Source organism: Nocardioides sp. zg-1230 (assembly GCF_013155335.1).
Taxonomy (GTDB): domain Bacteria; phylum Actinomycetota; class Actinomycetes; order Propionibacteriales; family Nocardioidaceae; genus Nocardioides.
Genome location: NZ_JABJQZ010000005.1, coordinates 90,983 through 111,703, shown reverse-complemented (window position 1 = coordinate 111,703; position 20,721 = coordinate 90,983). Strand labels below are relative to the sequence as shown.

Below are 20,721 nucleotides of genomic sequence, written 5' to 3'. Positions count from 1 at the left end.
GACAAGGCCCGGACACACGAGAAGGCCCGGACACACGAGAAGGACAGAGGGAGGTGCCCGTCGTGGCACATGCACAGGAGCTCGAGCACGACCTGGTCGGCGAGCTGCCGGACATCGCGTTCAACGTCGCCTCGGTGGAGGGGCGCGAGCTCGAGCACGTGCAGGCGGCCGTCCGGAGCGGGCACCTGTCGTCGGGCGGCGACTTCGCTCGACGGTCGGCGGAGGTCCTCGCGGCCGACACCGGCTCGGCCGAGGTGCTGATGACCACCTCGTGCACGGCCGCCCTCGAGCTGTCGGCCATGCTGATGGACCTCCAGGAGGGCGACACGGTCATCGTCCCGTCGTTCACCTTCACCAGCACCGGGCTCGCCTTCGCCCGGCAGGGCGCCGGCCTGCTCTTCTGCGACATCGAGCCCGACACGCTCGGCCTCGACCCCGCCCACCTCGCCACGCTCCTCGACGAGCACGTGCGCGCCGTCGTGATCGTGCACTACGCCGGCGTCGCCTGCGACGTGCAGGGGATCCGCGACGTGCTGGCCGAGTGGCCGGAGGTGCGCCTGGTCGAGGACAACGCCCACGGCCTGTTCGGCACCTGGCGCGGCGAGCCGCTGGGCAGCCTGGGCCGCTACGCGACCCTGAGCTTCCACGAGACCAAGAACTTCGTCTGCGGCGAGGGCGGCGCTCTCCTGCTCAACGACCCGGAGGACGTCGACCGCGCCCGCGTGCTCTACGACAAGGGCACCAACCGCCACGCCTTCATGCTCGGCCAGGTCGACAAGTACACGTGGAAGGACACCGGCTCCTCGTTCGGGCTGTCCGACGTGCTGGCCGCCTACCTCCTCGGCCAGCTCGAGCAGCGCGAGGCCGTGCAGGCCAAGCGGCAGCGCGTCAGCGAGCGCTACGCCGCCGCGCTGGCGCCGTACGCCGACGAGCTGGGCTTCGAGGTGATGCGGGTGCCGGAGGACCGGGGCGCGGCGCACCACATGTTCTACGTCCTGCTGTCCCACCGCGACCGCCGCAACGACGTGCTGGAGCTGATGCGCAAGGCGGGGGTGCAGGCCACCTTCCACTACCAGCCGCTCCACACCTCCGACGCCGGGCGCTCGTTCGCCGTGCGCCCGACGGACTGTCCGGTCTCGCAGGACGTCAGCGAGCGGCTGCTGCGCCTGCCCTTCCACAACAACCTGTCCGACCCCGACCTCGACCGGGTGGTGGCCTCCTTCCTCGAGGCGAGCACCGTCACACTCCCGGAGCGGTGAGCGTCGCCCAGCCCGGCTCGTCGTCGCTGACCCGCGAGGGATACTGGTGGCACCGGGCCCGCACCGACCTGCTCGCGGCCGTGATGGCGCCGCACCTCGCCGCCCCCGGACGCACGCTCGACGTCGGCAGCGCGGACGCCCCCAGCGTCGGCTGGATGCGTGGTGCGCGCCAGCACGTGAGCCTCGACCTCTTCCCCGAGGGCCTGCGCCCCGGCGAGGGGGTCGTGGGGTCGGCGACCGAGCTGCCGTTCGGTGACGCGACCTTCGACGTCGTCTCGGCGTTCGACGTCGTCGAGCACTGCGCCGACGACGAGCGCGCCGTCGCCGAGCTGCGGCGGGTGCTGGTGCCGGGCGGGCGGATGCTGCTCTCGGTCCCGGCCTACCAGTGGGCGTGGTCGGACCACGACGTGCGGGCGGGCCACCACCGGCGCTACACCCGTTCCGGCATCCTCGCGCTGGTCGAGGGGGCCGGGATGCAGGTGGTGCGGGCGACGTACGCCTTCGGCGGCGTGTTCCCGCTCTTCGCGGCCGAGCGGCTCAGGCGCCGGGTCCGTCCGGCGGCCGGCGACGACTCGCGCCTGCCGGAGGTCTCGCCGCGCGTCGACCGGGCGCTCGTGGGGGTGTGCCGGGCCGAGGCGCGCGTCCTGCGCCGGCGTGACCTGCCGTTCGGCTCGTCGGTGTTCGTCGCAGCCGTCAGGCCGACGTCCGACCGGCCCTGAGCACCGTCGAGGCCGTCACGGCGAGGAACGCCGCGGCAGCGACCTCGGTGGCGAGGAAGGCGAACGCCACCCGCTCGACGGGCACGTACGCCGTCGTCGCGAGCAGCGCCACGGCGCCCACCAGGACCGCGAGCCCCCACGCGCCGGCGACCCGCCCCGGGCGGTCGAGCGCGAGGGCGCCCACCATGACCACCACGTTGACGAGGGCGAGCGCGCACCCCGTGGCGACCAGCGCGGCCACGCCGGCACCGACGTCGACGGTGCCACCGAAGACCGCCCGCACCAGGAGGGGCCCGGCGGTCGCGCCGATGACCGCCCCGAGCGCCACGGTCACGGCACCGAGCACCGCCAGCCGGCGCGCGAGCGAGCGGAGCGCGGGGTGGTCGCCCGCGACGACGAGACCGGTGACGTGGTGGGTGACCTGCGGCAGGATCCCCAGCACCACCATGTAGGGCGCGCGGAACAGCGCCAGCGTCGCGAACATCGCCGTGATCTCCGCGGGCGAGCCACCGAGGAGCGCCAGCACGACCGCTCCCCCGGTCAGCACGACCTGCGCCAGCAGCTGTCCCGTCGCGGCACCGCCCAGGAACGCCAGGGAGCCCGGCCGGTCCGTCGTGGGTCCGCCGAACCGCCACGCGCCCGGCCACAGCGCGATGAGCGAGCCGGCGACGAGGCACAGGCCGTGGGCGACGGGGTCGTGCACCTGCGCCGCCAGCAGCACGGCCACGAGGACGCACCTCAGAGCGTTCTCCGCGACCAGGCTCCACGCCACCGCACCCATCCGGCCGCGGCCCGCCAGTGCCCCCCGGAGCACGCCGACGGCGGCCGAGCCCAGGACCACCAGCACGACCAGCACGGGGAACCACGCGTCGTCGCGGTGGAACAGGCGGTCGCGGAAGACCCAGGCGAGACCGCCGGTGGCCACGGCTGCCGCCACGACCATGACTCCGACCTGGCCAGCCGAGCCGCGCACGTCGCCCTCGCGTCCGGCCGTGAGGCAGCGGGCGATCCAGTGCTGCAACGGGAAGGTGAACGCGGCGGCGGCGAGCGCCCAGACGGTCCAGAGCACCGACACCGGTGCGGCGGCGACCGCGCCGAGGCCGCGCGTGACGAGCGCGAACAGCACGTAGGCCAGGAGCCCGCTCACCACCGAGCCGGCAGCGAGCAGCAGCGGGGCGCGGCGCCGCGTCATGGGACCAGCGGCTCGGCGTGCCGGTCGTCGGGGTCGTAGCCGGCAGCCTCTCGCAGGTCGGCGATCGTGTCCTCACCCAGCGAGGCACGGGCGTACCACTGCCACAGCGGGGCACTGCCGACGTACACGTAGTCGGGCTGGATCGAGGCCCGCCAGCGCTGCGAGACCGTCTCCCCCACCGCGACGAGGTCGGGCTCGTCGGCGACCAGGTCGCGCTTGAACCCGTCCAGGCCGCCCGGCCACGTGTCCTCCATGTAGTCCTGCAGCCCGCTGCGGAACATCTGGTAGCGCGTGGGGTTGGTGCGCCCGGTCAGCACCAGCGGCTGCGGCGCCTCGACCGAGGTGATGGTGGCGCCCGGGGGCAGCGTCGCGAGCACGGCGTCGGTGGCCTCGCGCTGGTCCTCCAGCGAGTCGTCGCGGGTCGAGACCGAGTACGTCAACGCCATCACCACCGCGGCGCCGGCGAGCACCGCTGCCACCACGCGGCGTGGACCGCGAGCGAGCCCGTGGGTGGCGACGGCGAAGGCCGCGCCCAGCCCGAGGGCCGCGAACGGGAGCACCGGGAAGAGGTCGGCCCAGGCGTCGTACTCCTGCAGGATCCACCACACCCCGGCAGCGAGGCCGGCGGTCATGGCGGGCAGCACCGCCAGGCCCGGCTCGGCGGTCCGGGCCCGGCGCGACACGGCCGCCAGCGAGACCAGCACCAGCAGCGCGGTCCCGGCGAACAGCAACCACACGGACGCACCGAACGCGGTGTGGAGGTCCTCCCACACCATCTCGCGCTCCGCGTCGAGCGGGTTGGGGACCGTGTAGCGGCGGTTGATGCCGTAGAAGCCGTCCCACGCCGCGCGCAGCGACCCGGCCAGGGCGAACCAGGCGGCGAGCACGGCCACCGGCGCCAGCCCTCCTGCGGCGACCCGGAGGAGGGCCCGCAGCCGCTCCCCCTGTGCGAGCAGGAGCGCGCCGATCGCCACGGCCGTGAAGGTGCTGAAGAACGCCGTCTGCAGGCACAGCGTGGCCAAGCTGGTCAGGAGGCCTGCAGTGAACCACCGCCGGTGCGTCACCGCCCACAGCGCGCCGAGCACGAACAGCGTCATCGGCGTCTTCTCGCGCGGCCCGTTGGAGGCGTACTGGATGAAGCCGTGGAAGGCGAGCATCGCGCCCGCGGTCACGAGCCCGGCGGCTCGCGATCGGAAGAGGTCGCGTCCGAGCAGGTAGGCGACGCAGACGGCCGCGGTGGCCATCAGCATGAAGAGCACCCGCATGGTGATCAGGTCGTCCAGGCCGACGACGCGAGCGACGAGCGCACCCGCCCCCGGCAGCACGTGCGCCAGCGGCCCGGCGCGGTTGAGGACCCCGAGGTAGGGCGGGACGCCCTCGGCCACCTGCTGGCCGGCGTAGCTGTAGATGCCGAGGTCGCGCGTCAGCATGCCCTCGAACCCGTGCAGCACGTAGACGACCATCGACACGACCGCCACCACGGGCACCAGCGGGTCGATCGCGCGCAGCCGGGAGGCCCCACCGGGCCGGACGCCGTCGGACCGGTCGGGACGAGGAGGCACGCGGACACCCTAGGGGCCCCGCACGACTACAGGCCGGTCGGCTCCGTCTCGAGCTCCCGCGGGCGGGCCAGCCAGCGCAGCTCCTCGACCTCCTGCAGCTCGCGGAGCTCGGTCGCGCGGGTGCGGCGTGCCTGGTGGCGCGGCGAGAGCGTCATCGGCGCTCCGCGGTCTGGTCGACCCCGGGCCGAGGGCTCGCGCCGAGCCGGTCGACGAACCGGTCACGGGCCAGCGCGGCGGCGCGGTCGAGGGTGCCCGGCTCCTCGAACAGGTGCGTGGCTCCCTCGACCACGGCCAGCCGGTTCGGGCACCGCAGGTGCGCCTGTGCCTCGCGGTTCAGGCGCAGCACCATCTGGTCAGCGGCGCCCACGACGTCGAAGACGTGGCTGCGGTCCTGCTCCTCGTGACGGGTCAGCAGGCCCAGCAGCAGGGTGCCCAGCCCGGCGTCGTTGAGCACCGAGGCGACGTACTGGTTGCGGGGGCTGTGACGGCTGCTGCCGCTGCCGTGCGCGAAGACCACCGTGCTGATCGGGTCCGCGGGCAGGTGGAGGTGGCCCTCGAGCACGGCAGGCCCGTCCGCAACGGCGACGTCGGTGTCGACCACCGTGGTCGGACGGGGCGCCGGGGTGCCCCGGGCCTCCTCGAGCAGCGCCACCACCTCGTCGTCGGCGGTGGCGCGGAGGAAGGGATCACGTCCAGCGGGGCGCCGAGCGATCGCGCCACCTCTGCTGCCACCGGTACGCCGCCCCGGGGGATGCCGAGCACCACCACGTCGCGACCACCCGGTCGACGAAGGCGGTCATCGTTCCCCCTCGTGGGCCCGCCGCGCTGGTGCCGTGGTCGTTGATGCGTCCAGTTTCCGGCGCGGTGCCGGGCCGACCAGAGGCAAACGGCCTGCGTGCCTCGGCCGGGCGGCGCTGCGGCGTCAGGCTCGAGACCTGCTGAGCTGCCAGTGCCGGTCGTCGAGCCGGAGGTGCTGATGGACGGCGGCCACAGCCTCGAGCGGTGCTCGGTCGTCACGAGTGCGGTGCTGCACGCCGTCCACGACCACCTCGTGCGACAGCGCGTCGACCTGACCGGCATCCTCATCAAGCCCAGCATGGTGCTGCCGGGATCGGAGTCCGGCCAGGACGTGGGCGACGACGAGATCGCGGCGGCGACGATCCGGGTGCTGCGTGACACCGTCCCCGCCTCGGTGCCGGGTCTGGTGTTCCTCTCCGGCGGCCAGACACCGATGGAGGCCACCGCCCGGCTCGACGCGCTCAACCGGACCGGTCCCCAGCCGTGGGAGCTGAGCTTCTCCTTCGGCAGGGCCCTGCAGGCGCCCGTCCTCGACGCCTGGGCGGCGCGCCCCGACGACCGTCAGCACGCGCAGGCCGCCCTGATGCACCGGGCTCGGATGAACGGACTCGCCCGCCGGGGACGCTGGTCACGCAGCTTGGAGCCCGCGACGGTCGGCTGACCCGGCCCTCACCGGTGCGGCCGGTCCGGCCGGTCCGGCCGGCCGTTCCTCGAGGTCGGGCGGCGGGCCGCCATCACCGCCGCCTGGGTCCGGCTCTCGACGCCCAGCTTGGCGAGGAGCGTCGACACGTAGTTCTTCACCGTCTTCTCCGCCACGCCGAGGTTCTCCGCGATCTGGCGGTTCGTCATCCCCTTGGCGACGAGCCCGAGGACCTGCTCCTCCTTGGGCGTCAGGTGCTGGGTGAGCGGGTCCCGCTCGGTGCCGTGCCGCAGCCGGTGCAGCACCCGGTCCGTCACGGCCGGGTCGAGCATCGACTGACCTGCCGCCACCCGCCTCACGGTCGTGACGAGGTCGCCGCCGCTGATCTGCTTCAGCACGTAGCCCGAGGCGCCGGCCATGATGGCGGCGAACAGCGCGTCGTCGTCGTCGTACGAGGTGAGGACGAGCACCTCGATGCCCGGGTCGGCCGACCGGACCTGGCGGCACACCTCGATGCCCGAGCCGTCGGGCAGTCGACCGTCCACGATGGCGACGCGGGGGCGCAGGGCCGTGATCCGGACGGCGCCCTCCCCGGCCGTGCCGCTCTCGCCGACCACCTCGATGCCGGGCTCGGAGTCCAGCAGGGTGCGCACGCCGCGGCGGACGAGCTCGTGGTCGTCCAGCAGGAACACCGTGATGGGTTCCTCCGCTTCCGGAACGCGAGCTGGTCGGTCCTCCATGTATCGACGGTAACCCCGCCCGGGCCGAATGGCTCCGGCCCTACATCCCCTTTCCACCGGGCCGAACGGCACTGTTTCGATCCGCCCGCTCCGCACGAGTCTGGTGTCCGGACCAGCCGGACCCGGCGGACCAGAGAGGGAGAGACCATGAGCACCAGCACCAGCACCAGCACCACGGCACGGGGCGACGACGGTTCCCTGCACGCATCGGCAGGCGATCGGCTCGTCGTCCGCAGCCTGCACGGGCCGGTCCGCGATGCCGAGATCCTCGAGGTGCGCCACCCCGACGGCACGCCGCCCTACGTGGTGCGGTGGTCCGACAGCGGGCACGAGGCGCTCGTGTACCCCGGGGCGGACGCCTTCGTGGAGCACTTCACGGGCGCGGCCGGGACGGAGACCTGACCTCACGCCTGACCCTCGCGCCTCTCCTACCGCGGGCGGGTGCGCAGCCAGACGCGGAGCAGCACACCGGGCACGGCAGCGACCGCCACCGCGACGACCGCGACGTCCAGCGGCAGCGAGCGGGTGTCCAGGAGTGCCTGGAGCGGAGGCAGCCACACTGCCGCAGCCATGAGGAGCGCTGCCCCCAGCACCGACACCTCGAGTCCACGCCCCGAGGCGCCGGCGCCCGATCGCGACGCACGCAGCGCCAGGGCGACGCCCAGCTGCCCGGCTCCGAGCGCGACGAAGACCGCCGTACGGCGCAGGTCGTCCGAGCCGTGCGTGAGCGCCCCTGCCGTGAGCGCGGCCGCTGCCAGCGCAGCGGTCACCACGACCAACCGGACGAGGGCGGGCCGGGTGAAGACCGCCTCCGTCGGCGGACGGGGCGGCTGGGCCATCTGCCGGGGGTCGAGCGGTTCCGCCCCGAAGGCCACCCCGACCATCCCGTGCGTGAGCAGGTTGATCCACAGGATCTGTCCGGGCAGCAGCGGGACGGCGAGCCCGACCAGCCCGCCGGCCACCATGACCGCCACCTCGGCGAGGCCGCCCGACACGGCGTAGAGCAGGAACGACCGGATGTTGGCGAAGATGCGTCGCCCCTCCTCCACCGCCGCCACGACCGAGGCCAGCTCGTCGTCGGCGAGCACCAGGTCGGCGGCCTCCTTGGCGACGCCGGTCCCGGTCAGGCCCGCCGCGACGCCGATGTCGGCACGACGCAGGGCAGGCGCGTCGTTCACGCCGTCGCCGAGCATCGCGACGACTTCGCCGGCCTCCTGCAGCCACTGCACGACATGCACCTTCTGCTCCGGGGCCACCCGTGCCACCACGGTCAGCTCGTGCCGGCTCCAGCGGCACCTCGGCCAGCGCGTTGCCCTCCACGGTCGGGTCGCCCGGCTCGGCGATGCCCACGGCGCGAGCGACGGCACCTGCGGTCCCGGCGTGGTCCCCCGTCACCAGGACGAGCCGGATCCCAGCCCTCTGCAGGGTGCGGACCACCCCGACCGCCGAGGACCGGGGAGGGTCGCCGATGCCCACCAGCCCGGCCAGGCGCCACTGCGCGCCGTCGGCCGTGTCGGCCACCGCGATCACGCGCAGGCCGCTGCCGGCCATGTCCTCGACGGCGCCCCGTGCCGCACCCGTGTCCGCGGGACTCGCCGGCAGGAGCGCCAGGACCGCCTCCGGAGCACCCTTGCACACGGTCAGCGGCCCCGCCTCCGGGCCCAGGTGGTGGGTCGTCATGCGCCGGGCGGCGTGGTCGAACGGGACCTCACCGGTCCGTGGCCAGCGGCCCCTGGTGGCCTCGAGGTCGAGGCCCGACAGGGACGCGAGCTCCAGGACGGCGTGGTCGAGCGGGTCACCTGCGACCCGCGTCGTGCCCGCCTCACCGACGCCGGTCGTGGCGTCGTTGCACAGCACGACGTCGCGGAGCAGGCGCTCGAGCGCAGCCTGAGGGACCACGCGGGCGCCGTCCGTGGCCCGGATCTCGTCGTTCCCGACGTCGAGACGCGCCCCGGCGACCCAGAGGGCCTGGCCCCGCATGCGCCCCTCCGTGATCGTGCCGGTCTTGTCGGTCGCCACGACGGTGACCGACCCCAGCGTCTCGACTGCCGGCAGCGCGCGCACGATGACCTGGCGCCGTGCCATGCGGTGCGCCCCGACGGCGAGCGCGATCGTCACGACGTCCGGCAGCGACTCGGGCAGCGCCGCCACGGTCAGGCTCAGCCCCACCAGCAGCATCTCGCCCCACGGGCGACCCTGGACCAGCCCGATGAGGACGACGACCGCCGTGAGCGTGACCACAAGCACCGCCAGGCCGCGGCTCAGGCCCGTCAGTCGCCGCTGGAGCGGCGTCGGCCGGGACCGGCCCTCCTGCAGCATCGCAGCGATCCGGCCCAGGCTGCTGCTCGCCCCGGTGCGGGTCACCTCGACCACGGCGCGGCCGTGGGTGGTCCGACCCCCGGCCACGAGCTCGTCGCCGGGACCGTGCGGCACCGGGAGCGACTCCCCCGTCACCGGGGCCTCGTCCACCTCGAGGTCGTGCGACTGCAGGACGACCGCGTCGGCCGGGACGAGGTCGCCGGCCGTGAGGCTGACGTGGTCACCCGGGACGACCTCCCCGGCCGGCACCGTCACGAGCTCGTCGTCGCGACGGACGACGGCGGTGGGCGCCGCCATCTGCTCGAGCTCGTCCATGACGCGGTCGGCCCGGTGCTGCTGGCGGACCCCGACCGTGGTGTTGAAGACCACCACCGCGAGGATGATCACCGTGCTCGGCCAGTCGCGCAGCACGGCGCCGAGGACGGCGGCGAGCTGCAGCAGCACGATCATCGGGTCGCGCAGCTGGTCGGCGACGCGGAGCGCGGTGCTGCGCCGGGGGCTGGCCGGAGCGATGTTGGGGCCGACGGCCCGGAGGCGACGAGCAGCCTCCTCAGAGCTCAGGGCCGCCGAGGCCAGCGCTCCCATCGTCGACCGGTGACGTTCACCGAACCCGGCGCGGTCGCGGCACGGCGAGGACGCCCACGCCCGCCCACATGCGCAGGTGGGGGCGTGCCGCCGGACGCTGGGCGAGGAGCTCCCTGGTCCTCCGCTCGGCCTCCGCCACGACCTCGGAGGTCGAGAAGCCGTCGAGGAGCGTGGTTCGCACGGACCTCGAGAACGTCCTGATGACAGAGCCCGCGGGCACGTCACGCCGGTCTGCGAGGAGGCGGTCTGCAGCCTCCCTCAGCTCCTGGTTGGTCAGCCGGTCGTCCATCGTCACGTCGGCCGTCACGTCGGCCACCCCACGATCACCTGCACCATCCCTACTCCTCCCCCTTCGCAGGCACGACGGCACGTGCGATCGAGTCCCCTGGTGACGCGACGGCCCCTGACTGCTCGACGTCTGCCGAGGCCACCCTGCCGCCGTCCCCGGCTGCCCCCTCCTGCTGCCGATCCATCTGTCCCCTCCTGTTCGTCCACCGGCCCCACCGCCGGGTGCCCCGTCCGACCCTCGTGCCTCACAGCAGCGCGGCGTACGGCTGCAGAGCGTCGGCGATCGGGGCACCCGGTCCCCCGGTGTGACTCCCATCGCAGTGCACGGCCGAGGCAGGCGCAACGGACCAACGTCCCACCACGTCCGGGACCCCGACCCGGGATGGCGCCCGCCGTGGGGCCCGGGTCCTTCGGCCCGGGACCCCGTCACCCGATCGGGACCCGCCAGGTGACGGTCGTGCCGGACCCGACCTCGGACTCCACCACCAGCTCGCCCCGGTGGCGGGCTGCCCGCTCGCGCAGGTTGCGCAGCCCGCTCTCCGGGACGCCCTGCTGCATCCCGCGCCCGTCGTCGGCGACGCTCACCTCGAGCATGTCGTGGGCGACGGCCACCCGGACGTCCACCGACGTTGCGTGGGCGTGCCGGCTGACGTTGGTCAGTGCCTCGCTCACCACCGCGAGGAGGTCGGAGGCGACCGCGTCGGGCACGGTGGTGCGGACCGGCCCCTCGAGGCGCAGCCTGGGCCGCAGCTTCATCGTCGCGGCGGCGCGCTCGACGAGGTTCTCGATCTCGCTCTGCAGGTCGGTGGAGGTCTCGAGCTTGCCGAGGGCGAAGATGGTGCGACGGATGTCCTTGATCGTGTCGTCGATGTCGATGATGGCTTCGCGCAGGCGCTGCGCAGGCTCGTCCGCGGACACCATCTGCACGGTGCTCTGCAGCCCGAGACCCACGCCGAAGAGCCGCTGGATGACGAGGTCGTGCAGGTCGCGCCCGATGCGGTCGCGGTCCTCCAGCAGCGACATCCGCTTCCTGTCCTCGCGGATCCTGGCGACCTGGAGGGCGAGCGCCGCCTGCTCGGCGAAGCTCGTCGGCAGGGCCGGGTCGACCCGCCGGTAGTCGTCGATCCGCCCGGGCGTCCAGGCCAGCGAGAGAACGCCGTCCACGCCCGATCCGGAGCGCAGCGGCAGGACCATCACCGGGCCGAGCCGGGGCCAGCCGTCGACCGAGGAGGGGTCCACCGCGCGCGGGTCGGTGGCGACGTCGTCCACCGACACGGGGACGCCGGTGCGCACCACCAGGCTCGCGAGCGACTCCTCCATCGGCAGTGCGCTCATCGCCTCCCGGTCGACCGGTGCTCCGGCCACCACCTCGAGGTGGAGGTCGCAGGGGTCGGAGGCGCTGACCACCCACGCCACGTCGGCGCCCGACACCGTCCGGGCCCGGTCGGCCACGGCCTGGAGCGCGGTCTCGGTGGACGTGTCCTCCGAGAGGAGCGAGATGACCTCGGCGGTGGCACTCAGCCAGGCCTGGCGACGCTCCGCCTCCTCGTAGAGGGTGGCGTTCTCGATCGCGGCGCCCGCGGCGGCCGCGAGGGCGACCGCGACGTCCTCGTCCATCTCCGTGAAGTCCTGCCCGTCGTCCTTCTCGGTGAGGTAGAGGAAGCCGAAGACGCGCTCCCGGGTCCGCACGGGCACGCCGAGGAACGACGTCATCTCGGGGTGGTGCTCGGGGAAGCCGTACGACGCCGGGTGGGCGGCGATGTCCCCCAGCCGCAGGGGACGGGGGTCGTCGATGAGCACGCCCAGCAGGCCGTGCCCGGTCGGCAGGTCGCCGATCTGCTCGACCACCTCGCCGTCGATGCCGTGGTGGATGAAGGTGCGCAGCTGCCGGTCCGGCCCGTCCGCCAGGACGCCGAGAGCGGCGTACCTGGCCCCCACGAGGCTGCTCGCCGACCGGACGATGCGGGCAAGGACCCCGTCGAGCGAGAGCTCCGACGTGATGGCGACGACCGCGTCGAGGAGGTGCCCGAGCCTGGCCTTCTCGTCGACGACCTCCCGCACGCGCGCGAGCACCTCGCGGAGCAGACGGTCGAAGCCGACTTCCGCCAGCACGCGGTCGGGCGGCTCCTCGCCGCTTGCGTCCCTGTCCTGCATCGCCCTCCACGCGTTCGGCCCGAGACGCCGGCCAGCCTATTCCGGGCCCGGCGCCACCGGAACCCCGGCGATTCCGCGTCGCGCAGCCGACGCTCCTAGACTGGGCGACGCAGAGGGTTCAACGCGTCCTTGGAGGTGGGTTCGGCGCGTCCTGCCGACGCACCCGAAGGACCCTCGTGACACCCCTCGCCTCCTACCGACGACTCCTGTCGATCGCCGGTCCGACCTACGTCCTCGTGGCGTTCGTGGGCCGCCTGCCGCTGGCCATGAGCCAGCTCGGCACCCTCCTCCTCGTCTCCACCGCGACCGGCAGCTACGGCCTCGGCGGCCTCAGCGCCGGCGCTCTCGCCGTGGCCAACGCGGTCGGGGCGCCGGTCGCCGGCTCGCTCGCCGACCGCGTCGGCCAGCGGCCCGTCGTCCTCGTCCAGTCGCTGCTCGGCGCCACCGGCCTGGCCGCACTCGTCGCGGTCGTCGGGGCCGAGACCACGGACGCGCTCGTCGTGCTCACCGCGGCCGCCACCGGGCTGGTGCTCCCGCAGGTGGGGCCGTTGGCGCGCGTGCGGTGGCGCCCGCTGACCCGCGCCACGGGAACGCACCAGCGTCGACTCGTGGACGCTGCGTTCTCCTACGAGGGAGCGGCCGACGAGGCGTCGTTCGCGATCGGCCCCGCGCTGGTGGGCCTGTCGGTCGCGGCGTTCTCCCCCTCCGGCGCCCTGCTCCTGGCCGCGGTGCTGCTGGCGGTCTTCGGATCGGCCTTCGCGCTCGACCCGTCGGCACGCCTGGCCCACGACGCCGACCGGCCCGTCGGCACCGGCCGCCTCCTCGGCGCGGCCTTCGTCGTCCTCGTCGCAGCCCAGGTCTGCATCGGCATGCTCTTCGGTGCGACCCAGACCGGCGCCACCGTGCTGGCCACCGACGCCGGCACGCCGGGCGTGGCCGGGCTGGTGCACGCCACCCTGGGCGTCGGGAGCGCGCTCGCCGGCCTCGCGACGGCGTACGTCCCCGAGCGCGTCGGGCACGAACGACGTGCCCTGGTCGCGGCATGGGCCCTCCTCGCGCTCTCGCTCCCCCTGCTGGTCGTCGGCTCACTGGCCGGCACCGCCGCGACCGTGCTCTTCCTCGGCGTGGCCGTGGCGCCCTACATGATCGCCGTGTTCTCCCTCGCGGAGCGGGTGGTGCCGGCCGCCCGCGTCGGTGCGGCGATGACGACGCTCGCCAGCGCGACCGGCCTCGGCTATGCGCTCGGCTCGAGCCTGGCCGGCCGTCTCGCGGACGAGTCGGGTGCCACGGCGGCCTTCGCCGTCACCGTCGGGGCCACGGTGCTCGCGGTCGCACTCATGTCGACCCAGCAGCAGCGGCTCCGCACGGCGTCCGCCGTCGAGCCGGCGCCGGCCGCGCCTCGTGTGGCGACGCCGACGGGCGCCAACCGCTAGGTTGGTGGCTGTCCACGACGCTGCGGCACCGCGCCGCTGCCCCGCTGGACGGGTCGGGTGTCCCATGCTGGAAGCAGGACCGGAGTTCGGACCCGGGCGTCACGAGCGACTGTCGTCGCTGCTCGAGGACGTCCTGACAGCCCGGCGGGTGCTCGAGGCGGCGCGGCACGACAAGCGGCTCGCCGAACAGCAGGTGCTCCGCCGGGAGCTGCTCGAGGCGCTCGAGGCCTACGCGGCCGCCCTCGCCCAGGTGGGGGCGCCGCTGCCTCCGCGTCTGCGGTCGGAGATCGACCTCTACCGCGGCCTCGGCGCCCGCGGCTGATCACCCGACGGCGGGCTCACCGCCGGTCTCCCAGACGCGCACCCAGTCGACGTACATGTGCTGCGGCAGCCGCATCTCCTTGATCTTCGGGATCTCGTAGTTGGCGGCGATGAGGCTCAGGATGGGGAACTGCGGGACGGCGGAGATCTTCCCGCGCATCCGGCCGGTCTCCTTGCCGTCGATGCGGAAGACGAGCATGCGGGGCGTCCACTCCACCGAGAAGACGTGGTAGTTCTTCGACCAGCCGTCGCGCCTTCCGGTCAGGAAGGACCGTGAGTTCTCGATCCAGCCGCCCGACGCGATGCGGCGCTTGCCCTCGTAGCGGTGCATGAAGGAGGCGAGCCCGCCCTGCGGGTGCCGGTCGCCGAAGTACTCCACGACGTCGATCTCGCTGCCGAGCGCACCCGCGTGCATGCCGTCGGCGGGCTGCAGCCAGAACGCGCCGTGCTGCCCGCGCAGCCGGTGGAACTTCACGCGGGCGGCAGCGACGCCGTAGCGGAAGGCGAAGGCGTGCTGGGTGCCGATGTGGCCGTTGAGGCGGTAGGCGAAGCGCCCGGCGCGGGCGTCGCGTCCCTCGATGCGGCACCGGGTCGTGGCGTCCGGGTCCTTGACGACGCTGAGCCGCACGGCGCCGCCGCCCACGCTGACCGCGCTCGGGTCGCCCTTGGCGCAGGAGCGCCGGCTGCCGTGGGCGTACTCCCGGCCGCGGTGGTTCCAGACCGGGTCGAGCTGCGAGCCGTCGAACTCGTCGGTCCAGGTCGCGCGGAGCCAGCGTGCGGTGCTCACCGGCGTGCTCCTCACCGGGCTCATGGAGGCCGACGCCATCGCCTTGACCCGGTAGGTCAGGGCCTCGCCGTCGGCCGACGCGGCGGCGGCGGCGAACTGCGCCCGGCCACGGCGGTCCTGCCGCTTCGTGGCGACGGCCCGCCACGACTCCCCCTCCTGCACCTGCAGCTGGACCCGGCGACCGGGCCGGACCGGCCGGAGGGTGGCGACGACCGCGGCCCGCGCGGCCGCCGGACTGGCCACGGCGCCACCCGGCTGGACGACCTGAGGCAGAGCCTCGAGCCGGATGCGCTGGTGGCCCGTGGAGCGCACGCTGGTGCTGGCCGGGACCTCCTCGACGGCGACCGTGTCGGTGGCGGATCCCGCCGGCGACCAGGCGAGCAGGGAGGCCGGCAGCACGAGGGCCGTCACGAGGCACGCCGCGAGACGACCGGAGCGACGGGTGGGCAGGCAGGTGGGGCGTCGGGCAGACATGGTGACCTCAACGGGTGTCAGCGCGACGTGGTGCGGATGGCCGTCGGTCGCGGCGGGTGGTGCTGGTGCGTCTGAGACGCCGTGGAGGTCCCGTTGGTTGTCGGCGGGACGGGTGGGTGTCAGGCGCCGAGCGCAGCAGCCTCCCGGGCCAGGGTGGCGACGCGGTCCCAGTCACCGGCGGCGAGCGCGTCGGCCGGGGTGAGCCACGAGCCGCCGACGCACCCGACGTTGGGCAGCGCGAGGTACGACGGCGCCGTCGCGGCCGTGATGCCGCCCGTCGGGCAGAACCGGGCCGCCGGCAGCGGCGAGGCGAGCGACCTCAGGTACGTCGCCCCGCCGGAGGCCTCGGCCGGGAAGAACTTCATCTCGCTGAAGCCGGCCTCGAGCACGGTCATCGCCTCAGAGACGGTGGCGGTGCCGGGGAGGAACGGGACCCCGGAGCCGGCCATCTCCCGCAGCAGGCCGGGCGTCGTGCCGGGCGAGACCAGGAACTGCGCGCCGGCGTCCACGGCGCGCGAGACGAGCTCGGGCGAGGTGATCGTGCCGGCGCCGACCAGGATGTCGGGCACCTCGGCCGCGATGGCCGCGATGGCGTCGAGGGCGACCGGCGTGCGCAGGGTGAGCTCGATGACCGGCAGGCCGCCGGCGACGAGGGCCCGGGCGACGGGCACGGCGTGGTCGAGGTCGTCGAGCACGACCACCGGCACGACGGGCACCAACGCGAGGAGCGAGTCAGACGGGCTGGACAACGGGGGCCTCCTCGGTGGGGGCGGGCAGGGGACGGATGACGCTGGCGCCGGTCTCGGCGGTGCCGACGATGGCCCGGAAGCCGGAGAACAGCTCACGGCCGGTGCCGGCCCACTCGACGTCGTGGGGTGCGCGGCCGGTGGTCTCACGGCGTTCGAACTCGGCGTCGGGGAGCTCCACCTCGAGCACCCCGGTGTCGGCGTCGACCGTGACGAGGTCACCGTCGCGGACCCGCGCCAGCGGGCCGCCGAGGGCGGCCTCGGGGGTGACGTGGATGGCGGCCGGGACCTTGCCTGAGGCGCCGGACATCCGGCCGTCGGTGACGACCGCGACCCGCTGGCCGCGGTCCTGCAGCACGCCGAGGGCCGGCATCAGCTTGTGCAGCTCGGGCATGCCGTTGGCGGCAGGCCCCTGGTAGCGCACCACGGCGACGAGGTCGCGGCCGTCGAGGCGGCCCTTGGCGAACGCGGCGAGGAAGTCGGCCTGGTCGTCGAAGACCATGGCCGGGGCCGTGACGACGCGGTGCTCGGGCTTCACCGCGGAGGTCTTGACGACCGCGCGGCCGAGGCGACCCGAGAGCATCCGCAGGCCGCCGTCGGGGGCGAACGGGTCGTCCGCCGCGCGCAGCACGTCGGTGTCGAGGGACCGCTTGGGGCCCTCCTCCCACGTCACCCGGTCGCCGTCGAGGCGGGCCTCGCGGGTGTGGCGCCAGAGGCCGCGGCCCGACACCGTGTGCACGTCGTCGTGGAGGTAGCCGTGCTTGAGCAGCGTGTGCACCAGGAACGGCGTACCGCCCGCGGCGACGAAGTGGTTGATGTCGGCCGAGCCGTTGGGGTAGATCCGCGTCAGCAGCGGCACGGCGGCCGAGAGGTCGGACAGGTCGTCCCACGTGAGCGTGATGCCGGCGGCCGCGGCGATCGCGACGAGGTGCATCGTGTGGTTGGTCGACCCGCCGGTCGCCAGCAGGGCGACGCAGGCGTTGACGATCGCTCTCTCGTCGACGAGGTGCCCGACGGGGGTGGGCTCGCCGCCCGCGTGGGTGATCGCCACGGCACGCTCGCCGGCTGCGCGGTCGAGGGCGGCGCGCAGCGGGGTGCCGGGGTTCACGAAGGTCGCGTCGGGCAGGTGCAGGCCCATGACCTCCATCAGCATCTGGTTGCTGTTGGCGGTGCCGTAGAAGGTGCACGTGCCCTTCGAGTGGTACGACGCCGCCTCGGCCTCGAGCAGCTCCTCGCGCCCCACCTTGCCCTCGGCGTAGAGCTGGCGCACGCGCGCCTTCTCCCCGTTGGGCAGGCCGGACGGCATCGGGCCGGCCGGCACGAAGACGGTGGGCAGGTGGCCGAACGACAATGCGCCGATGAGCAGCCCGGGCACGATCTTGTCGCAGACGCCGAGCATCATCGCGGCGTCGAACATGTCGTGGGAGAGCGCGACGGCGGTCGACATGGCGATCAGGTCGCGGCTGAACAGGGAGAGCTCCATGCCCGCGCGTCCCTGGGTGATGCCGTCGCACATGGCGGGCACTCCCCCGGCGAACTGCGCGAGGCCGCCGGCCCGGACGATCGCCTTCTTCAGCACCTCGGGCACGTCGCGGAAGGGCTGGTGGGCCGAGAGCATGTCGTTGTAGGACGACACGATCGCGACGTTGGGCTTGCGACCCGACCTCAGGCCCGACTTCACGGGCTCGTCGGCGGCCGCGAAGCCGTGGGCCAGGTTGGCGCAGGCGAGCCGGCCGCGCGCCGGGCCCGTCTGGATCGCGGCGTCGGTGCGGGCGAGGTACGCCGCACGGGTGGCGGCGCTGCGCCGCGCGATGCGGTCGGTGACCTCCGCGACGACCGGGTGGACCTTCGGGCTGGTGCTCATTCTGTCTCCTGCCAGGATCGGCCGTCGCGCTCGAGGAGCGTGACGGCGGCAACGGGACCGTGCGTGCCGGCCGGGTACCTCCGGGGCCGGTGCGAGGGCTGGGACCAGCGCTCGAGGATGGGGGCCACCCAGGTCCAGGCGGCCTCGACCTCGTCGCGGCGCATGAACAGGGTGGTGTTGCCTCGCACGACGTCCATGAGCAGCCGCTCGTAGGCGTCGGGCGAGCGGCCGCCGAAGGCGGTGGCATAGCTGAGGTCGAGCGACACCGGGCGCAGCCGGATGCCACCGGGGCCGGGCTCCTTGGCCGTCATGTGCAACCGCATGCCCTCGTCGGGCTGGACGCGGATGTGGAGCCGGTTGGGCTCGGTCGGGCCCTCGCTGTGGGGGAACATCGCGTGCGGCGGCTCCTTGAAGACCACGACGATCTCCGAGACCCGCTCGGGCATCCGCTTGCCGGTGCGCAGGTAGAACGGCACGCCGGCCCAGCGCCAGTTCTGCACCTCGGTGCGCAGCGCCACGAAGGTCTCGGTGCTGCTGGCGTGGCCCACCTCGTCGGCGTACGACGCCGCGGGGCGGCCCTCGCACAGCCCGGCGGCGTACTGCCCGGCCACGGTGTCGCGGTCGACCAGCTCGGGCGTCATCGGCCGCAGCGCCTGGAGCACCTTGAGCTTCTCGTCGCGCACGGTCTCGCGGTCGACGTAGGTCGGCGGCTCCATCGCGACCAGGCACAGCAGCTGCAGCAGGTGGTTCTGCACCATGTCGCGCAGCGCGCCGGAGCGGTCGTAGTAGGAGCCGCGGTCACCGACGCCGATCGACTCCGAGACCGTGATCTGCACGTGGTCGACCCACCCGCTGTTCCACAGCGGCTCGAGGAAGGTGTTGGCGAAGCGGGTGACGAGGAGGTTCTGCACGCTCTCCTTGCCGAGGTAGTGGTCGATGCGGAAGATGCTCGACTCCTCGAAGACGCGACCGACCGCGGCGTTGACCTGCTGGGCGGTTGCGAGGTCGGTGCCCATCGGCTTCTCGAGCACGACGCGCGACCGCTCGGTCACCAGACCGGCCTCGTCGAGGTGCTCGCAGATGGTCCCGAACAGGCCCGGGGCGACCGCGAGGTAGAAGACCCGGATGACGTCGTCGGAGGCGGCGCCGTCCTTGAGCCGGTCGTGCAGCTGGTGCCACGCGGCGACGTCGGCGACGTCGAGCCGCACGTGGTGCAGGCGGCCGAGCAGCCGCTCGACGACCGCGGCGTCGAGGTCCTCGGCCACCAGGTGCTCACGCAGGGCACCGGCCACGAGAGCGCGGTAGCCCTCGTCGTCCACCTCCGCGCGGGAGACGCCGATGACCCGGAAGCCGTCGGGCAGCTGCCCGTCACGGTCGCGCAGGTAGAGCGCCGGCAGCAGCTTGCGCAGGGCCAGGTCGCCGGTGCCACCGAAGACGGTGAAGTCGCAGGCGTCGACGGGGGTGATCGAGTCCATGACGCACCACCGTACGGATGCTTCCGTCCTGATGCAACGGAACTTACGTCTTTTCAGGACATATTTGCTGGTGCCACAATCAGGCCCACCATGACCCAGACCTCCCCGCCCCCGCCGCCGGTCCTGCCTGCGGCGACCGCCGGCGAGGTGCTGGCCCTCATCCGGTCCGGCCAGGCCGCCACGCGCGGCGCCCTCGGCCGGGCGACCGGCTTGTCCCGCACCGCGGTCAACGCCCGCCTCACTGCCCTCGCCGAGGCGGGGCTCGTGCTGGAGGGCGAGGAGGAGTCGGCGACCGGGGGGCGCCCCGCCACGACGCTCGTCCTCAACGGTGCGGCAGGGCTCGTCCTCGGGATCGCCGTCGGCCGCAGCCGCTCGCAGCTCTCGATCAGCTCGCTCGACGGCACCGAGCTCGCGTCGGTGAGCCTCGACCAGGAGACCGGTCACGGGCCCGACGTCCTGATGCCGTTGGTGGTCAGCCACCTCGACCGCATGCTGGGCGAGCTCGGCCGGAGCGGTGACGACGTGCGCGGCGTGGGCATGTCGCTGGCCGGGACGGTCGATCCGCAGCGGGCGATGAGCGTGGACTCCCCTGCCCTCACGGGGTGGGACGGCGTCCCGTTGGCGCCCTACCTGCAGGAGGTCACCGGCGCGCCACTCACGCTCGACAACGACATGCGGGTCATGGCGCTGTCGCAGATGCCCACGGCCCGCGCGGACGACGAGCCGACGGTCCTCGAGCACGACGAGGCGCTCGTGCTCAAGGCGTCGACCGGCATCGGCCTCGCGATCGTCGCCGACGGGCGGCTCGTCCGCGGGCACCGCAACGCCGCCGGCCAGCTCGGACACGTCAAGGTCGCGGCCGCCGCCGAGCTGCGCTGCCGCTGCGGCGAGGCCGGGTGCCTGGAGACCGTGGCGAGCGGGTGGGCGCTGGTCGAGCGGCTCCGCGCCGACGGTGCGGACGTCCACCACGTGCGCGACCTGGTCGCCGCCGCCCAGCGGGGCAACGGACGGGCGCGCGCCGTGGTGCGCGAGTCGGGCCGTCACATCGGCGCGGCGCTCGCCGCGACGGTCACCGTGCTCAACCCGCGCACCGTCGTCGTCGGCGGCGACATGGCCGGCGCCTTCGACACGTTCTCCGCCGGCCTGCGCGAGGGCGTCTTCAGCGCCACCACGGCCCTCGCGGGGCGGGACCTCCAGGTCGTCCCGGCGGCGTACGGCGACCGGGCCGGGCTGGTCGGCTGCGTGCGGCTCGCCCTCGACTCGGTGCTCTCCCCCCGAGCGGTCGACGCCGCGCTCGCCCGGCAGGTGGTCTGAGCGCGTCGCACCTCGAGAGATCCGGAGACGGCGGCAGGGGTGAGCGGCGTA

At 74.1% G+C, this 20,721-nt stretch carries 19 protein-coding genes and 1 pseudogene; 7 read left to right on the top strand and 13 right to left on the bottom strand.

The features are described from left to right. Positions 1-62 precede the first annotated feature (62 nt). Both rffA and HOO61_RS16455 read left to right on the top strand, forming a co-directional pair. Positions 63-1,259, top strand: coding sequence for a dTDP-4-amino-4,6-dideoxygalactose transaminase (gene rffA, locus HOO61_RS16460; RefSeq protein ID WP_172260388.1), 1,197 nt, complete (start codon positions 63-65; stop codon positions 1,257-1,259). Further along, entirely contained in the window at positions 1,256-1,978 is a 723-nt protein-coding gene (locus HOO61_RS16455) for a class I SAM-dependent methyltransferase (RefSeq protein WP_367650218.1), read from the top strand. Before rffA ends, HOO61_RS16455 begins: the two co-directional genes overlap by 4 nt. On the opposite strand, the gene HOO61_RS16450 is transcribed toward HOO61_RS16455, so the two are convergent. From HOO61_RS16450 to HOO61_RS16440, 4 genes are read right to left on the bottom strand one after another with little or no spacing between them, the layout of a single operon-like run. Then, positions 1,953-3,170, bottom strand: coding sequence for a lipopolysaccharide biosynthesis protein (locus HOO61_RS16450; protein ID WP_172260386.1), 1,218 nt, complete (start codon positions 3,168-3,170; stop codon positions 1,953-1,955). The genes HOO61_RS16455 and HOO61_RS16450 overlap by 26 nt on opposite strands. Beyond that, positions 3,167-4,732, bottom strand: a complete 1,566-nt coding sequence (locus HOO61_RS16445) for a hypothetical protein (protein WP_172260384.1) — start codon at positions 4,730-4,732, stop codon at positions 3,167-3,169. Before HOO61_RS16445 ends, HOO61_RS16450 begins: the two co-directional genes overlap by 4 nt. Positions 4,733-4,758: 26 nt before the next feature. Next, the gene (locus tag HOO61_RS24590) at positions 4,759-4,887 is read right to left on the bottom strand and encodes a hypothetical protein (RefSeq protein ID WP_301539075.1); all 129 of its coding nucleotides are present in this window, start codon (positions 4,885-4,887) and stop codon (positions 4,759-4,761) included. Continuing rightward, positions 4,884-5,384 (bottom strand): hypothetical protein, encoded by a 501-nt coding sequence (locus tag HOO61_RS16440; protein ID WP_253942519.1) that lies wholly within the window; start codon positions 5,382-5,384, stop codon positions 4,884-4,886. Before HOO61_RS16440 ends, HOO61_RS24590 begins: the two co-directional genes overlap by 4 nt. 297 nt (positions 5,385-5,681) lie before the next feature. On the opposite strand from HOO61_RS16440, the gene HOO61_RS16430 reads away from it, so the two are divergent. Next, the gene (locus tag HOO61_RS16430) at positions 5,682-6,191 is read left to right on the top strand and encodes a class I fructose-bisphosphate aldolase (protein ID WP_216659036.1); all 510 of its coding nucleotides are present in this window, start codon (positions 5,682-5,684) and stop codon (positions 6,189-6,191) included. A gap of 8 nt (positions 6,192-6,199) precedes the next feature. Here HOO61_RS16430 and HOO61_RS16425 read toward each other — a convergent pair whose 3' ends face one another. After that, positions 6,200-6,910, bottom strand: coding sequence for a response regulator transcription factor (locus HOO61_RS16425; protein WP_172261027.1), 711 nt, complete (start codon positions 6,908-6,910; stop codon positions 6,200-6,202). A gap of 147 nt (positions 6,911-7,057) precedes the next feature. Here HOO61_RS16425 and HOO61_RS16420 point away from each other — a divergent pair, with 147 nt between their 5' ends. After that, positions 7,058-7,312 (top strand): DUF1918 domain-containing protein, encoded by a 255-nt coding sequence (locus tag HOO61_RS16420; RefSeq protein WP_253942518.1) that lies wholly within the window; start codon positions 7,058-7,060, stop codon positions 7,310-7,312. 26 nt (positions 7,313-7,338) lie between these two features. On the opposite strand, the gene HOO61_RS16415 is transcribed toward HOO61_RS16420, so the two are convergent. The 4 genes and pseudogenes from HOO61_RS16415 to HOO61_RS16400 all read right to left on the bottom strand — a co-directional run bounded on the left by HOO61_RS16415 (position 7,339) and on the right by HOO61_RS16400 (position 12,256). Continuing rightward, positions 7,339-8,178 (bottom strand): cation-translocating P-type ATPase C-terminal domain-containing protein, encoded by an 840-nt coding sequence (locus tag HOO61_RS16415; RefSeq protein ID WP_172260380.1) that lies wholly within the window; start codon positions 8,176-8,178, stop codon positions 7,339-7,341. Positions 8,179-8,305: 127 nt separating this feature from the next. Further along, positions 8,306-9,814: pseudogene (locus HOO61_RS16410) on the bottom strand (cation-translocating P-type ATPase); the annotation flags it as partial. A gap of 16 nt (positions 9,815-9,830) precedes the next feature. After that, entirely contained in the window at positions 9,831-10,130 is a 300-nt protein-coding gene (locus HOO61_RS16405; RefSeq protein ID WP_172260378.1) for a hypothetical protein, read from the bottom strand. 398 nt (positions 10,131-10,528) lie between these two features. Beyond that, on the bottom strand, positions 10,529-12,256 hold the full coding sequence (locus HOO61_RS16400) for a GAF domain-containing protein (RefSeq protein WP_172260376.1): 1,728 nt from the start codon (positions 12,254-12,256) through the stop codon (positions 10,529-10,531). A 176-nt stretch (positions 12,257-12,432) separates the two neighbouring features. On the opposite strand from HOO61_RS16400, the gene HOO61_RS16395 reads away from it, so the two are divergent. Both HOO61_RS16395 and HOO61_RS16390 read left to right on the top strand, forming a co-directional pair. Then, a complete protein-coding gene (locus HOO61_RS16395; protein ID WP_367650217.1) occupies positions 12,433-13,689 on the top strand; it encodes an MFS transporter in 1,257 nt (418 codons plus the stop codon). Positions 13,690-13,753: 64 nt separating this feature from the next. Beyond that, complete coding sequence (locus HOO61_RS16390; RefSeq protein WP_172260374.1) at positions 13,754-14,011, top strand: hypothetical protein; 258 nt, start codon at positions 13,754-13,756, stop codon at positions 14,009-14,011. On the opposite strand, the gene HOO61_RS16385 is transcribed toward HOO61_RS16390, so the two are convergent. The 4 genes from HOO61_RS16385 to zwf form a co-directional block, all read right to left on the bottom strand. After that, on the bottom strand, positions 14,012-15,271 hold the full coding sequence (locus HOO61_RS16385; protein WP_172260372.1) for a family 16 glycosylhydrolase: 1,260 nt from the start codon (positions 15,269-15,271) through the stop codon (positions 14,012-14,014). Positions 15,272-15,390: 119 nt separating this feature from the next. Then, positions 15,391-16,020 carry a bifunctional 4-hydroxy-2-oxoglutarate aldolase/2-dehydro-3-deoxy-phosphogluconate aldolase gene (eda, locus tag HOO61_RS16380; RefSeq protein ID WP_172260370.1) on the bottom strand — a complete coding sequence of 210 codons (630 nt, stop codon included), beginning with the start codon at positions 16,018-16,020 and terminating at the stop codon, positions 15,391-15,393. Then, on the bottom strand, positions 16,004-17,881 hold the full coding sequence (edd, locus tag HOO61_RS16375; RefSeq protein WP_172260368.1) for a phosphogluconate dehydratase: 1,878 nt from the start codon (positions 17,879-17,881) through the stop codon (positions 16,004-16,006). Before edd ends, eda begins: the two co-directional genes overlap by 17 nt. Further along, complete coding sequence (gene zwf / locus HOO61_RS16370; protein WP_172260366.1) at positions 17,878-19,356, bottom strand: glucose-6-phosphate dehydrogenase; 1,479 nt, start codon at positions 19,354-19,356, stop codon at positions 17,878-17,880. The genes edd and zwf overlap by 4 nt, the downstream gene beginning before the upstream one ends. A gap of 90 nt (positions 19,357-19,446) precedes the next feature. On the opposite strand from zwf, the gene HOO61_RS16365 reads away from it, so the two are divergent. Next, positions 19,447-20,670: an ROK family transcriptional regulator gene (locus HOO61_RS16365; RefSeq protein WP_172260364.1), complete on the top strand. Its 1,224-nt coding sequence runs from the start codon at positions 19,447-19,449 to the stop codon at positions 20,668-20,670. Positions 20,671-20,721: the final 51 nt, after the last annotated feature.